Source organism: Pseudomonas alcaligenes, assembly GCF_041729615.1.
In the GTDB taxonomy this organism is placed as follows: Bacteria; Pseudomonadota; Gammaproteobacteria; order Pseudomonadales; family Pseudomonadaceae; genus Aquipseudomonas; species Aquipseudomonas alcaligenes_B.
Genome location: NZ_CP154874.1, coordinates 2374751 through 2387842, shown reverse-complemented (window position 1 = coordinate 2387842; position 13092 = coordinate 2374751). Strand labels below are relative to the sequence as shown.

General features: G+C 63.2%; 13 protein-coding genes. All 13 read right to left on the bottom strand.

All coding sequences use genetic code 11. The features are described 5' to 3' along the window. Positions 1 to 12: 12 nt before the first annotated feature. The 13 genes from atpG to yidC all read right to left on the bottom strand — a co-directional run bounded on the left by atpG (position 13) and on the right by yidC (position 13091). On the bottom strand, positions 13 to 873 hold the full coding sequence (atpG, locus tag AAG092_RS11605) for a F0F1 ATP synthase subunit gamma (protein WP_110680607.1): 861 nt from the start codon (positions 871 to 873) through the stop codon (positions 13 to 15). Positions 874 to 923: 50 nt separating this feature from the next. Beyond that, positions 924 to 2468 (bottom strand): F0F1 ATP synthase subunit alpha, encoded by a 1545-nt coding sequence (gene atpA, locus AAG092_RS11600; RefSeq protein WP_373386805.1) that lies wholly within the window; start codon positions 2466 to 2468, stop codon positions 924 to 926. A 21-nt stretch (positions 2469 to 2489) separates the two neighbouring features. Then, the gene (locus AAG092_RS11595; protein WP_110680605.1) at positions 2490 to 3026 is read right to left on the bottom strand and encodes a F0F1 ATP synthase subunit delta; all 537 of its coding nucleotides are present in this window, start codon (positions 3024 to 3026) and stop codon (positions 2490 to 2492) included. A 12-nt stretch (positions 3027 to 3038) separates the two neighbouring features. Then, positions 3039 to 3509, bottom strand: coding sequence for a F0F1 ATP synthase subunit B (locus AAG092_RS11590; RefSeq protein ID WP_110680604.1), 471 nt, complete (start codon positions 3507 to 3509; stop codon positions 3039 to 3041). Positions 3510 to 3563: 54 nt separating this feature from the next. Further along, on the bottom strand, positions 3564 to 3821 hold the full coding sequence (atpE, locus tag AAG092_RS11585) for a F0F1 ATP synthase subunit C (protein ID WP_003097235.1): 258 nt from the start codon (positions 3819 to 3821) through the stop codon (positions 3564 to 3566). A 92-nt stretch (positions 3822 to 3913) separates the two neighbouring features. Further along, a complete protein-coding gene (atpB, locus tag AAG092_RS11580) occupies positions 3914 to 4783 on the bottom strand; it encodes a F0F1 ATP synthase subunit A (protein ID WP_373386803.1) in 870 nt (289 codons plus the stop codon). A gap of 16 nt (positions 4784 to 4799) precedes the next feature. Further along, the gene (locus AAG092_RS11575) at positions 4800 to 5207 is read right to left on the bottom strand and encodes a F0F1 ATP synthase subunit I (RefSeq protein ID WP_373386802.1); all 408 of its coding nucleotides are present in this window, start codon (positions 5205 to 5207) and stop codon (positions 4800 to 4802) included. A gap of 155 nt (positions 5208 to 5362) precedes the next feature. Continuing rightward, positions 5363 to 6235 carry a ParB/RepB/Spo0J family partition protein gene (locus tag AAG092_RS11570; protein ID WP_110680601.1) on the bottom strand — a complete coding sequence of 291 codons (873 nt, stop codon included), beginning with the start codon at positions 6233 to 6235 and terminating at the stop codon, positions 5363 to 5365. Positions 6236 to 6244: 9 nt separating this feature from the next. After that, on the bottom strand, positions 6245 to 7033 hold the full coding sequence (locus tag AAG092_RS11565) for a ParA family protein (RefSeq protein WP_373386800.1): 789 nt from the start codon (positions 7031 to 7033) through the stop codon (positions 6245 to 6247). Positions 7034 to 7045: 12 nt separating this feature from the next. Further along, complete coding sequence (gene rsmG, locus AAG092_RS11560; RefSeq protein ID WP_373386798.1) at positions 7046 to 7693, bottom strand: 16S rRNA (guanine(527)-N(7))-methyltransferase RsmG; 648 nt, start codon at positions 7691 to 7693, stop codon at positions 7046 to 7048. After that, positions 7693 to 9585, bottom strand: a complete 1893-nt coding sequence (mnmG, locus tag AAG092_RS11555; protein WP_373386797.1) for a tRNA uridine-5-carboxymethylaminomethyl(34) synthesis enzyme MnmG — start codon at positions 9583 to 9585, stop codon at positions 7693 to 7695. The genes rsmG and mnmG overlap by 1 nt, the downstream gene beginning before the upstream one ends. Positions 9586 to 9972: 387 nt before the next feature. Beyond that, a complete protein-coding gene (gene mnmE / locus AAG092_RS11550; RefSeq protein ID WP_373386796.1) occupies positions 9973 to 11340 on the bottom strand; it encodes a tRNA uridine-5-carboxymethylaminomethyl(34) synthesis GTPase MnmE in 1368 nt (455 codons plus the stop codon). A gap of 77 nt (positions 11341 to 11417) precedes the next feature. Next, positions 11418 to 13091, bottom strand: coding sequence for a membrane protein insertase YidC (yidC, locus tag AAG092_RS11545; RefSeq protein ID WP_373386795.1), 1674 nt, complete (start codon positions 13089 to 13091; stop codon positions 11418 to 11420). Position 13092: the final 1 nt, after the last annotated feature.

Here is a 13092-nt window from a genome sequence, read left to right as displayed (position 1 = left end):
TTTGAACCGTTCTTAAACCGCGGCAGCGCCGCCGACGATTTCCGAAATTTCCTGGGTGATCGCTGCCTGACGAGCCTTGTTGTAAATCAGCTGCAGGTCCTTGATCAGATCGCCAGCGTTGTCGGTGGCGTTCTTCATCGCGATCATCCGTGCCGCTTGTTCAGCAGCAGCGTTCTCGACCACCGCCTGGTACACCTGCGACTCCACGTAACGCACCATCAGACCGTCGAGGATCTGCTTGGCGTCGGGTTCGTACAGGTAGTCCCAGTGGTGCTTGAGACCCTCATCCGGAGTCGCCACCAGCGGAACCAGCTGCTCCACTGTCGGCTTTTGCGTCATGGTATTGACGAACTTGTTCGAGACCACGGACAGACGATCGATGCGACCTTCCAGGTAGGCATCGAGCATCACCTTGACCGAACCGATCAGATCGTTGATCGACGGTTCTTCGCCCAGGTGGCTGATCGCAGCAACGACATTGCCACCAAAGTTGCGGAAGAATGCCGCACCCTTGCTGCCAATCACGCAGAGATCAACCTCCACGCCTTGCTCGCGATTGCTCGCCATGTCCTTGACCAGAGCCTTGAACAGGTTGGTATTCAGACCACCGCACAGACCACGGTCCGAACTCACCACCACGTAACCGACGCGCTTGACTTCACGCTCGATCATGAACGGGTGACGATATTCCGGGTTGGCGTTGGCCAGATGACCAATCACCTGGCGGATACGCTCCGCGTAGGGACGACTGGCAGCCATGCGCTGTTGAGCCCTGCGCATCTTGCTGGTCGCCACCTTTTCCATGGCGCTGGTGATCTTCTGCGTGCTTTTGATGCTCGCAATCTTGCTGCGAATCTCTTTTGCGCCTGCCATGTAACACCTATCAGGTTAGCAAGCGGGGACCTCGCGGCCCCCACTGCGGCTTACCAGGTTTGGGTGGCCTTGAACTTCTCGATGCCAGCCTTCAGCTGAGCGTCGATATCGTCATTGAAGTCGCCCTTCTCGTTGATCTTCGCCATCAGCGCGGCGTTCTCACGGTTGAAGAAGGCGATCAGGGCCTGCTCGAAGCTGATGATCTTGGCGACTTCGACGTCGGCCAGGAAACCACGCTCGGCGGCATACAGGCTCACCGCCATGTCGGCGATGGACATCGGCGCGTACTGCTTCTGCTTCATCAGCTCGGTAACGCGCTGACCGTGATCCAGCTGCTTGCGGGTGGCTTCGTCCAGGTCAGAGGCGAACTGGGCGAAGGCCGCCAGTTCACGGTACTGAGCCAGAGCGGTACGGATACCACCGGAGAGCTTCTTGATGATCTTGGTCTGAGCGGCACCACCCACGCGGGAAACCGAGATACCGGCGTTGACGGCCGGACGGATACCCGAGTTGAACATGGCCGATTCCAGGAAGATCTGACCGTCGGTGATGGAGATCACGTTGGTCGGAACGAACGCGGAAACGTCGCCAGCCTGGGTTTCGATGATCGGCAGAGCGGTCAGGGAACCGGTCTTGCCCTTCACGGCACCGTTGGTGAACTTCTCGACGTACTCTTCGGAAACACGGGAAGCGCGCTCCAGCAGACGGCTGTGGAGATAGAACACGTCGCCCGGGTAGGCTTCGCGGCCCGGCGGACGGCGCAGCAGCAGGGAGATCTGACGGTAGGCCACGGCCTGCTTGGACAGGTCGTCGTACACGATCAGGGCGTCTTCACCGCGGTCGCGGAAGTATTCGCCCATGGTGCAACCGGCGTACGGCGCGAGGAACTGCAGGGCAGCCGACTCGGACGCGGACGCGGCGACAACGATGGTGTTGGCCAGGGCGCCAGCTTCTTCCAGCTTGCGCACCACGTTGGCGATGGTCGATTGCTTCTGACCGATGGCCACGTAGACGCAGCGGATGCCGCTGTTCTTCTGGTTGATGATGGCGTCGACGGCCAGAGCGGTCTTACCGATCTGACGGTCACCGATGATCAGCTCGCGCTGGCCACGGCCGACCGGGATCATGGCATCGACCGACTTGTAACCGGTCTGTACAGGCTGGTCGACCGACTTACGCCAGATCACGCCCGGAGCGACTTTCTCGACGGCGTCGGTGGCTTGAGCATTGATCGGGCCTTTGCCGTCGATCGGGTTGCCCAGGGCATCGACCACGCGGCCCAGCAGTTCCGGACCAACCGGGACTTCCAGGATGCGGCCGGTGCACTTGGCGCTCATGCCTTCGGCCAGGGTGGTGTACGCACCCAGAACCACGGCACCGACGGAGTCCTGCTCCAGGTTCAGCGCCATACCGTAGACGCCGCCCGGGAACTCGATCATTTCGCCGTACATAACGTCGGCCAGACCGTAGATACGCACGATACCGTCGGAAACGGATACCACGGTACCTTCGTTGCGGGCTTGGGAAGAGACGTCGAGTTTCTCGATACGTCCCTTGATGATTTCACTAATTTCGGAAGGATTGAGTTGCTGCATTGCTCTGCTGCCCCTTCAAACTCAAGATTTCAACGCTTCGGCCAGCTTCGCGATTTTGCCGCGAACCGAGCCATCGATAACCAGGTCGCCTGCGCGGATAACCACACCGCCGATGAGGGCGGCGTCTTCCGTCACATGCAGACGCACTTCTCGGCTGAGCCGTGCGTTGAGAACCTTGGCGAGTTTGTCTTGCTGTTCTGTGCTCAATGCGAAGGCACTGGTCACTTCCACGTCCACCGACTTCTCCTGCTCGGCCTTGTACAGCTCGAACTGGGCGGCGATTTCCGGCAACAGGTCGAGACGACCGTTTTCGGAGACGACGGAAATGAAGTTGCGTGCCTGGGCGTCGAACTTGTCACCGCACACTTCGTTGAAAGCGGCGGCCTTTTCTGCGCTCGTCAAACGCGGGGCCTTGAGCACGCGCTGCATGGTGTCGTCCTGCGACACCGCTGCAGCGAGGCCCAGCATGGCCGACCATGCGGCCAGCTGCTGGTTGCCTTGGGCGTACTCGAAGGCAGCCTTAGCGTAAGGACGGGCCAGCGTGGTCAGTTCTGCCATGATCGCCCTCGCTTAGATTTCGGCTGCCAGTTTGTTAACCAGCTCCGCATGCGCGTTTTGATCGATGGTCGAGCCCAGGATCTTCTCGGCACCGGTAACGGCCAGGGCACCCACTTGGGCACGCAGGGCGTCTTTGACACCGTTGATTTCCTGCTCGATCTCGGCCTGAGCCTGAGCCTTCACGCGGTCAGCCTCGACACGAGCCTGATCACGGGCTTCGTCGACGATCTGGGTCGCGCGCTTTTTGGCTTGCTCGATGATTTCAGCAGCCTGGGTTTTGGCTTCGCGCAGTTGCTGGGCCACTTTCTCGTGGGCCAGTTCCAGATCGCGAGCCGCACGGTTGGCGGCGTCCAGACCATCGGCGATCTTCTTTTGGCGTTCGCGCAGAGCCGTGATGACCGGAGGCCACACGAACTTCATGCAGAACAGCACGAAAATGAAGAACGCAACGGCCTGGCCAATCAGGGTTGCATTAATGTTCACGCCAACACCTCGCTCGTTCGTTGTTCGTCACACCAATCACTCGAAAGCGAGTGATTAGCCGGCGATTTGACCAACGAAGGGGTTCGCGAAGGTGAAGAACAGGGCGATACCCACACCGATCATGGTCACGGCGTCCAGCAGACCGGCGACGATGAACATTTTCACCTGCAGCATCGGAACCATTTCCGGCTGACGAGCAGCGCCTTCCAGGAACTTGCCGCCCAGCAGACCGAAGCCAATGGCAGTACCCAGAGCGCCCAGACCGATCAGCAGGGCAACAGCAATCGCGGTGAGACCAACTACAGTTTCCATTTTTCCTCCCGACTTTTTATGTCGTATTGGTTTAGGGGTTTAAGTGAAGCGGTAAAGCGGTTTAGCGGTACCAGAGGCGCGCAAGGCGCCTCTTAGTGGTTGTCTTCGTGCGCCATCGACAGGTAGACGATGGTCAGCATCATGAAGATGAAGGCCTGCAGGGTGATGATCAGGATGTGGAACACGGCCCACGCCCAGTTCAGCGCCACGCCCAGGGTGCTCAGCAGGAACAGGCCGCTGCCGAACATCACGGCGATCAGGATGAAGATCAGCTCGCCGGCGTACATGTTGCCGAACAGACGCAGAGCCAGGGAAATCGGCTTGGCGATCAGGGTCACGAACTCGAGCAGGAAGTTGACCGGAATCAGCAGGATCTGCACGAAGATGTTGCTGCTGCTGAATGGGTGCAGGGTCAGCTCGCCGAGGAAGCCGCCAATGCCCTTGACCTTGATGCTGTAGAACACGATCAGGGCGAACACCGACAGGGCCATGCCCAGGGTGGCGTTCGGGTCGGTGGTCGGCACCACACGGAAGAACAGGTGCTCGTTGCCGGTGATGGTGGCGGCCAGGACCGGCAGGAAGTCGACCGGTACCAGGTCCATCAGGTTCATCAGGAAGATCCAGACGAAGATGGTCAGGGCCAGCGGAGCGATCAGGGCGTTACGGCCGTGGAAGGTGTCCTTCACGCTGCCGTCGACGAACTCGATCAGCACTTCGACGAAGTTCTGCAGGCCACCCGGCTGGTCGCTGGTGGCGCGCTTGGCGGCCATGCGGAACAGCAGGATGAATACCAGGCCAAGGAAAACGGACCAGCCGAGGGTATCGACGTGGAAGGCCCAGAAGCCCATTTCCTTTGCTTCTTGCGCGGTATGGGCGAAGCCCCAGTCACCGTTCGGCAGTTTCCCGAAGGTCAGGTTCTGCAGGTGGTGCTGGATATAGCCCGAAGCGGTTTGTTCTGCCATGTTTGCCTCAAACGCTCTAAGGTCTCGAAAGTCTTGTTCTCATCAGCAGCGGGGCGAACCAGCCGACGCTGAGCGCCAGCACGAAGACACCGAACAGCGCCGGCGCCTCCAGCGGTTTCACCACCACGAACGCCAGTGCAAACAGCACTGCCGTCAGAATCAGCTTGCCCGCCTCGCCGGCGTAGAACGACCGGACGATGCTCTGGGCGGCCCGCGCCCCGCTGAAGCGGAACGCCTTGTGGGCGAAATACAGGTTGGGGAGCCAGGCGATGAGCCCCCCACAGAGTCCCGAGTAGCCACTCACCGCGCCGCGCCAGCCGAACAGGGCGGCAGCGGCCAGCAGGATCACGGCCAGTTGGACCAGCAGCACCGGAAACACCGGCAGACGATGGAAGGGCAGGCGGTTCGGCGTGCGGGCGTCCATCTGTTGCTGTTCCTCTGGGTCGGCACGTTAAATCAACAACTTGGCATACTTTGTGCCGACAAAATGCGCGCAGAGTATAGGGGGGTTCCCCCCTGTTCAACTGGCCGGTAGTGAATTCCGACCGCCCGCTACACGGGCAACGATGAGCAATTGTTTCAGCGAATGTGGGCCAGAACGCCCTGCAGTTCGTCCAGCGAGTTGTAACGGATGACCAGCTGGCCCTTGCCCTTCTGACCATGCTTGATCTGCACCGGGGCCCCTAGCTTCTCGGCCAGGCGCTGCTCCAGGCGATTGATGTCCGGGTCGACCTTGGCCTTTTCGGCCGGCTTTTCCTTGGCGTTCAGCCACTGGCGCACCAGTGCCTCGGTTTGGCGCACGGTGAGGCCGCGTGCGACAACATGTCGCGCGCCTTCCACCTGCTGTTCCAGGGGCAGGCCGAGCAGGGCGCGGGCATGGCCCATCTCCAGGTCGCCATGGGACAGCAGGGTCTTGATCTCTTCCGGCAGGGCGATCAGGCGCAGCAGGTTGGTGATGGTCACCCGCGACTTGCCCACCGCGTCGGCGACCTGCTGCTGGGTCAGCTCGAACTCCTGCTGCAGGCGCTGCAGGGCCACGGCTTCCTCGATCGGGTTGAGGTCTTCGCGCTGGATGTTCTCGATCAGCGCCATGGCGATGGCGGCTTCGTCCGGCACTTCGCGGACCATGGCCGGGATCCTGTCCAGACCGGCCTGCTGGCTGGCGCGCCAGCGGCGTTCGCCGGCGATGATCTCGAAGCGGCCGCCACCGATGGGACGCACCACGATCGGCTGCATCACGCCCTGGGCCTTGATCGAGTTGGCCAGCTCCTCGAGGGCGGCCGGGTCCATGTCGCGGCGCGGCTGGTACTTGCCGCGCTGGATCAGGTCCAGCGGCAGGTGCTGCAACTCGCGGCTGTCGACCTTGACCGCTTCTTCTTCCAGGGTAGCGGCGGTGCTGCCGCCGAGCAGGGCGTCCAGTCCGCGGCCAAGTCCGCGTTTCTTGATGGCCATGGGATTCCTTTATGCGGTTGCGGTTTTCGCGGCGGCGCGCTGACGGCGCACCAGTTCGCCGGCCAGCGCCAGGTAGGCGATGGCGCCGCGCGATTGCTTGTCGTAGGCCAGCGCCGGCATGCCGAAGCTGGGCGCCTCGGCCAGGCGCACGTTGCGCGGGATGACCACGTCGTACAGCTGCTCGCCGAAATGCTCCTTGAGCTGGGCGCTGACGTCGTTGGTCAGGCTGATGCGCGGGTCATACATGGTGCGCAGCAGGCCCTCGATCTTCAGGCTCGGGTTGAGCAGCTGGCCGATGCGCTGGATGCTGTTCATCAGGTCGGTCAGGCCCTCCAGCGCGTAGTACTCGCACTGCATGGGGATGATCACGCCGTCGGCGGCGACCAGGGCGTTGACCGTGAGCATCGACAGCGCCGGCGGGCAGTCGATGAGGATGTAGTCGTAGTTCTCGCGGATCGGCGCCAGCGCATAGCGCAGGCGGCTCTCCTTCATCTTCATTTCCAGCAGGGCGACTTCGGCGGCGGTCAGGTCGCGGTTGGCCGGCAGCAACTGGTAGCCGCCGTGCTCGGAGAACTGCATGGCCTCGCCGACGGTGCTCTCGCCAATCAGCACGTCGTAGATGGAGTGCTCCAGGGCCTGCTTATCCACACCGCTGCCCATGGTGGCGTTGCCCTGTGGATCGAGGTCGATCAGCAGCACGCGGCGCTTGGTGGCGACCAGCGAGGCGGCCAGGTTGATGCAGGTGGTGGTCTTGCCGACCCCGCCTTTCTGATTGGCGATCGCGAATACCTTGGCCATCTGTGCTTCCCCCTAGACCGAGCGTCGCAGTATCAACAGGTGACGCTGGCCTTGGCAACCGGGAACCTTGAGCACGTCGCAGCTTTGCAGGCGGATGTCCGCCGGCAGTGCCTGCAGCTCGTCGTCCGGCTGCACGCCCTTCATCGCCAGCCAGTGGGTATCGCCATTGCCCAGATGACGGGTCCAGTCGGTGAAGTCCTGCAGCGAGCTGAAGGCGCGCGAGCAGATGCCGCTGAACGGGATCTGCGGACGGAACTCCTCGACCCGGCTGTGGATAACTTCCAGGTTGGCGAGCTTGAGCTCCAGCTTCACCTGGGTGAGGAAGCGGGTCTTCTTGCCGTTGGAGTCGAGCAGGGTGAAGCGCCGCTCGGGGAACAAGATGGCCAGCGGAATGCCGGGCATGCCGCCACCGCTGCCGACGTCCAACCAGTTGTCACCGTATCGGGCGACGAAGGGCACCACGCTGAGGCTGTCGAGCAGATGACGCGACACCATCTCGTCCGGGTTGCGCACCGCGGTCAGGTTGTAGGCCTTGTTCCACTTGATCAGCAGGGCCAGGTAGGCCAGCAGCTGTTCCTGCTGCAGGGGGCTGAGTGCCACGCCGAGCGTCTGCGCGCCCTGCGCGAGTTCATCGGCATGGCGTTGGGTGACCACGGACATCAGGCGCTGGCCTCCAGGGTCTGGCCGGCGTTGCGCTTCTTCAGATGGATCAGCAGCAGGGAGATGGCCGCCGGGGTCACGCCCGGGATGCGCCCGGCCTGGCCGAGCGTCTCGGGGCGGGTCTTGCCCAGCTTGCCCTGGATCTCCTTGGACAGACCGGAGATGCCGGCGTAGTCGATATCGGCCGGTAGCCTGATGTCCTCGCTGGCGCGCAGGCGGGCGATCTCTTCCTGCTGGCGGTCGATGTAGCCGGCGTACTTGGTCTTGATCTCCACCTGCTCGGCAACCTGGGCATCCACGGCCGGTGCTTCGGTCACTTCGGCCAGGCCGGCGTAGTCGATTTCCGGGCGGGCGAGCAGGTTGAGCAGGTTGTACTCATGGGCCAGCGGGGTACCGAAGCGCGCGGCGATGGCATCGCCCTGCGGGGTACCCGGGCGCACCCAGGTGCTCTTCAGGCGTTGTTCTTCCAGGGCGATGCCCTCGCGCTTGGCCTCGAAGGCGGCCCAGCGGGTGTCGTCGATCAGCCCCAGCTCGCGGCCTTTCTCGGTCAGGCGCAGGTCGGCGTTGTCCTCGCGCAGGATCAGCCGGTATTCGGCGCGCGAGGTGAACATGCGGTAGGGCTCCTGGGTGCCCAGGGTGATCAGGTCGTCGACCAGCACACCGATATAGGCCTCGTCGCGGCGCGGACACCAGCTGTCCTTGCCCTGGGCGCGCAGCGCGGCGTTTGCGCCGGCCAGCAGGCCCTGGGCGCCGGCTTCTTCGTAGCCGGTGGTGCCGTTGATCTGACCGGCGAAGAACAGCCCGCCGATGACCTTGGTCTCCAGGCTGTACTTGAGGTCGCGCGGATCGAAGTAGTCGTACTCGATGGCGTAGCCAGGACGCACGATATGGGCGTTCTCCATGCCGCGAATGGAACGCACGATCTCCAGCTGCACGTCGAACGGCAGCGAAGTGGAGATACCGTTTGGGTACAGCTCATGGGTGGTCAGGCCTTCCGGCTCGATGAACACCTGGTGGCTGTCCTTGTCGGCGAAGCGGTGGATCTTGTCTTCGATCGACGGGCAGTAGCGCGGGCCGATACCTTCGATCACGCCCGAGTACATCGGCGAGCGATCAAGGTTGCTGGCGATGATCTCGTGAGTGCGCGCGTTGGTGTGGGTCATCCAGCAGCTGATCTGGCGCGGATGCATGGCCTGATTGCCGAGGAAGGACATCACCGGGGTCGGGGTGTCGCCAGGCTGCTCGGTCATCACCGAGAAATCCACCGAGCGGCCATCGATACGCGGCGGGGTGCCAGTCTTCAGGCGGCCGACACGCAGCGGCAGCTCGCGCAGGCGTTTGGCCAGGGCGATCGAGGGCGGATCGCCGGCACGGCCGCCGGAGTAGTTCTGCAGGCCGATGTGGATAAGTCCGCCGAGGAAGGTGCCGGTGGTCAGTACAACGTTGTCGGCCATGAAGCGCAGGCCCATCTGGGTGACCACCCCCTTGACCTGGTCCTGCTCGACGATCAGGTCGTCCGCTGCCTGCTGGAATATCCACAGGTTCGCCTGGTTTTCCAGAATCTCGCGGATCGCCGCCTTGTACAGCACGCGGTCGGCCTGGGCACGGGTGGCGCGTACGGCCGGGCCCTTGCGGCTGTTGAGCACACGGAACTGGATGCCGCCCTTGTCGGTGGCCAGCGCCATGGCGCCGCCGAGGGCATCGATTTCCTTGACCAGGTGGCTCTTGCCGATGCCGCCGATGGCCGGGTTGCAGCTCATCTGGCCGAGGGTTTCCACGTTGTGGGTCAGCAGCAGGGTCTTCACGCCCATGCGTGCGGCTGCCAGCGCAGCCTCGGTGCCGGCATGGCCGCCGCCGATCACGATCACGTCAAAACGGGAAGGGAAGTCCACCACGCACCTCGTGCCTGTTGAAAAGGGGGATTGGAAAGGGGTGGCAAGTATAGGGAGTTGGTCCCCCCGAATGAAGCCTTCTGCACAAAAAATAGCCAGCATTCAGGCTTTCAGGAAAATAGAGAATAAAAGAGAGAAATCTTATAAAGCTTGGTTTTTATGTTTATGTATGGTGCAGTGCCTTTCTGTGGATAGATCGCTGTATCCCTGATTCAACAAGGCCTGCAGAGATGTATAAGGCTGTGCCATTCCTGGCCCTTTCCACTGGGCAAGCTGGATAATCCCTGTGGATTAAAGTACTGCTTATGCACAGGCGGGTTTTCCAAGGCCTTGTCACCAGGCTTATCGACCGGGTTCAGGCCGGGTTTTCCACAGGGCTCAGGTTGGTTATTTGCCGATGCAGAAGCTGGAGAAGATGCGTCCGAGCAGATCGTCCGAGCTGAAGGCTCCGGTGATTTCGCCCAGTGCCTGCTGGGCCTGGCGCAGATCCTCGGCCAGCAGTTCGCCGGCGCCCATCAGCGTCAACTGGTTGCGTCCATGCTCCAGGCTGGCCTGGGCCTGGCGCAGCGCCTCCAGGTGACGGCGGCGCGCGCTGAAGCCGCTCTCGGCGGTCTGCTCGAAGCCCATGCAGGCCTTCAGGTGCTCGCGCAACAGATCCAGGCCGTCGGCCGACTTGGCCGACAGGGCGATGGTGACATGGCCGTCGCTGCAGGTTTCCAGGGCGACGGCTTCGCCTGACAGGTCGGCCTTGTTGCGGATCAGGGTGACCCGAGCCGGGTCGGGTTTGCTGTCGAGAAACTCCGGCCACAGTGCGAAGGGATCGGCCGCCTCCGGCGCGGTAGAGTCGACCACCAGCAGCACCCGGTCGGCCTCGCCGATGGCCTTGAGCGCGCGCTCCACGCCAATGCGCTCCACCTGATCCTCGGTGTCGCGCAGGCCGGCGGTGTCCACCACGTGCAGCGGCATGCCATCGATGTGGATATGTTCGCGCAGCACGTCGCGGGTAGTACCGGCGATATCGGTGACGATGGCCGCCTCGCGCCCGGCCAGGGCATTGAGCAGGCTGGACTTGCCAGCGTTGGGGCGGCCGGCGATGACCACGTTCATACCGTCGCGCAGCAGGGCGCCCTGACCGGCCTCGCGCAACACGGTGGACAAGTACTCGCGCACCGCGTCGAGCTGGCTCAGCACATGGCCGTCGGCGAGGAAGTCGATCTCTTCCTCGGGGAAGTCGATCGCGGCCTCCACATAGATGCGCAGCTGGATCAGGCGCTCGGTCAGCTCGTGGACCCGCCGTGAAAACTCGCCCTGCAGCGAGCGCAGGGCATTGCGCGCGGCCTGGGTCGAGCTGGCCTCGATCAGGTCGGCGATGGCCTCGGCCTGGGCCAGGTCGAGCTTGTCGTTGAGGAAGGCGCGCTCGCTGAATTCTCCCGGGCGCGCCTGCCGCGCGCCGAGCTGCAGGCAGCGCTGCAGCAGCATGTCCAGCACCACCGGGCCGCCGTGCCCTTGCAGCTCCAGCACGTCTTCGCCAGTGAAGGAATGCGGGCCGGGAAAGAACAGCAGCAGGCCCTGGTCGATCACCTGGCCATCGTCGTCGTGCCAGGGGCCGTAGTGGGCGTGGCGCGGCTTGGGTTCCAGGCCGGACAGGCTGATGCCGATGGCGCGCGCACGTGGCCCGGACACGCGCACGATGCCGACGCCCCCGCGACCCTGGGCAGTGGCGACGGCGGCAATGGTTTCACGGGCGCTGGTCATGCTGGTGTTCTCGGCTGTGGATATCTGACAGATAGCAAAACGCCCCACGAGGGGGCGTCTTGTGCAGCTTAGCGGGTTCAGGCTTTTGCCGTAGCCGCCTCGATCTGCCGGGTAATGTACCACTGCTGGGCGATGGACAGGACGTTGTTGACCACCCAGTACAGCACCAGACCGGCGGGGAACCAGAGGAAGAAGAAGGTGAAGATGATCGGCATCAGCTTCATCACCTTGGCCTGCATGGGGTCCGGCGGGGTCGGGTTGAGGTGCTGCTGGATGAACATGGTGGCGCCCATGATGATCGGCAGCAGGAAGTAGGGGTCCTTGATCGACAGGTCGGTGATCCAGCCCAGCCACGGGGCCTGGCGCATCTCGACGCTTTCCAGCAGCACCCAGTAGAGCGCCAGGAACACCGGCATCTGCACCAGGATCGGCAGGCAGCCACCGAGCGGGTTGATCTTCTCCTTCTTGTACAGCTCCATCATCGCCTGGGACATCTTCTGCCGGTCGTCGCCGAACTGCTCCTTGAGGGCCTGCAGTTTGGGCGACACGGCACGCATGCGCGCCATCGACTTGTAGCTGGCGGCCGACAGCGGGAAGAACGCCAGCTTGATGATGATGGTGAGGACGATGATCGACCAGCCCCAGTTGCCGAGCAGGCTGTGGATATGTTCCAGCAGCCAGAAGATCGGCTGGGCGAGGAACCACAGGAAGCCGTAGTCGACGGTCAGTTCCAGGCCCGGGGACAGCTCGGCCAGCTTGTCCTGCATCTTCGGACCGGCATACAGGATGGCGCCGGTCTCGGCGCTGGCGCCGGCAGCGACACTCAACAGCGGGCCGGTGAAACCGATGATGTAGTTACCCTGGCTGTCCTTGCGGGTCTGCACGCTGTTGTTGTCGTCCTTGGCACCGACCCAGGCGGTGACGAAGTAGTGCTGCAACCAGGCAACCCAACCGCCCTGCACGGTTTCGCGCAGGTTCTTGTCGTCCATGTCGCTCATGGAGACTTTCTTGTAGGGCTCCTCGGCGGTCCACAGGGCCGCACCCAGGTAGGTGGCCGTGCCGGTGGCTGTGGTGGAGGACGGATCGGCGCTGTTGTCGCGCTTGAGCTGGGCGTAGAAGTTACCGCTCCAGGGCTGGCCGCTCTGGTTGTCGATCTTGTAGTCGACTTTCAGGTCGTACTGGCCGCGCTCGAAGCTGAAGCGCTTGACGTAGTTGACCCCGGCTTCGGCGTAAGTCAGCTCGACCACCAGCTGGTCCTGGCCCTCGGCCAGTTCATAGCTGCGCTGGGCGCTGCTCCACAGGGCGCGGCCGCTGGACTTGTCCGGGGCGTTGCTGCCGATCAGGCCGCTCTGCGCCAGGTAGGTGCGCTCGCCGCCGTTGTCGAACAGCTGGAAGGGCACGTCCGGACGATCCTGGCGGCGCGGGTAGGCCGGCAGGGTCAGCTGGACGATATCGCCGCCCTTGGGATCGATGGCCAGTTCCAGGACGTCGGTCTTCACGCGGATCAGCTCGTCGCTGACGGCGGCCGGGGCGGCCAGTTGCGGATTGGCTTCACCGTTGGCGGTCGGTACGTCATCGCCGCTGTTGCTGGCGCTGGGGCTGTCCGGCAGCGCGGCGGACTGGTTGCCGCCGACGGTGGCGCTGGCCGAAGCCGGGAGAGCGGCCTGGCCGTAGTCCTGGTTCCACTGCAGCACCATCAGGTAGGAGACGATGGCCAGGGCGACGAGCAGGATCGAGCGTTGGATGTCCATG

Bases quoted from the DNA above. Each gene is read 5' to 3' on its own strand.
- AAG092_RS11595 (WP_110680605.1), bottom strand. From the start codon at position 3,026: ATGGCAGAACTGACCACGCTGGCCCGTCCTTACGCTAAGGCTGCCTTC.
- rsmG (WP_373386798.1), bottom strand. From the start codon at position 7,693: ATGTCCGTGGTCACCCAACGCCATGCCGATGAACTCGCGCAGGGCGCG.
- yidC (WP_373386795.1), bottom strand. From the start codon at position 13,091: ATGGACATCCAACGCTCGATCCTGCTCGTCGCCCTGGCCATCGTCTCC.
- atpG (WP_110680607.1), bottom strand. From the start codon at position 873: ATGGCAGGCGCAAAAGAGATTCGCAGCAAGATTGCGAGCATCAAAAGC.
- AAG092_RS11570 (WP_110680601.1), bottom strand. From the start codon at position 6,235: ATGGCCATCAAGAAACGCGGACTTGGCCGCGGACTGGACGCCCTGCTC.
- AAG092_RS11565 (WP_373386800.1), bottom strand. From the start codon at position 7,033: ATGGCCAAGGTATTCGCGATCGCCAATCAGAAAGGCGGGGTCGGCAAG.
- atpB (WP_373386803.1), bottom strand. From the start codon at position 4,783: ATGGCAGAACAAACCGCTTCGGGCTATATCCAGCACCACCTGCAGAAC.
- mnmE (WP_373386796.1), bottom strand. From the start codon at position 11,340: ATGACCAGCGCCCGTGAAACCATTGCCGCCGTCGCCACTGCCCAGGGT.
- AAG092_RS11575 (WP_373386802.1), bottom strand. From the start codon at position 5,207: ATGGACGCCCGCACGCCGAACCGCCTGCCCTTCCATCGTCTGCCGGTG.
- atpE (WP_003097235.1), bottom strand. From the start codon at position 3,821: ATGGAAACTGTAGTTGGTCTCACCGCGATTGCTGTTGCCCTGCTGATC.
- atpA (WP_373386805.1), bottom strand. From the start codon at position 2,468: ATGCAGCAACTCAATCCTTCCGAAATTAGTGAAATCATCAAGGGACGT.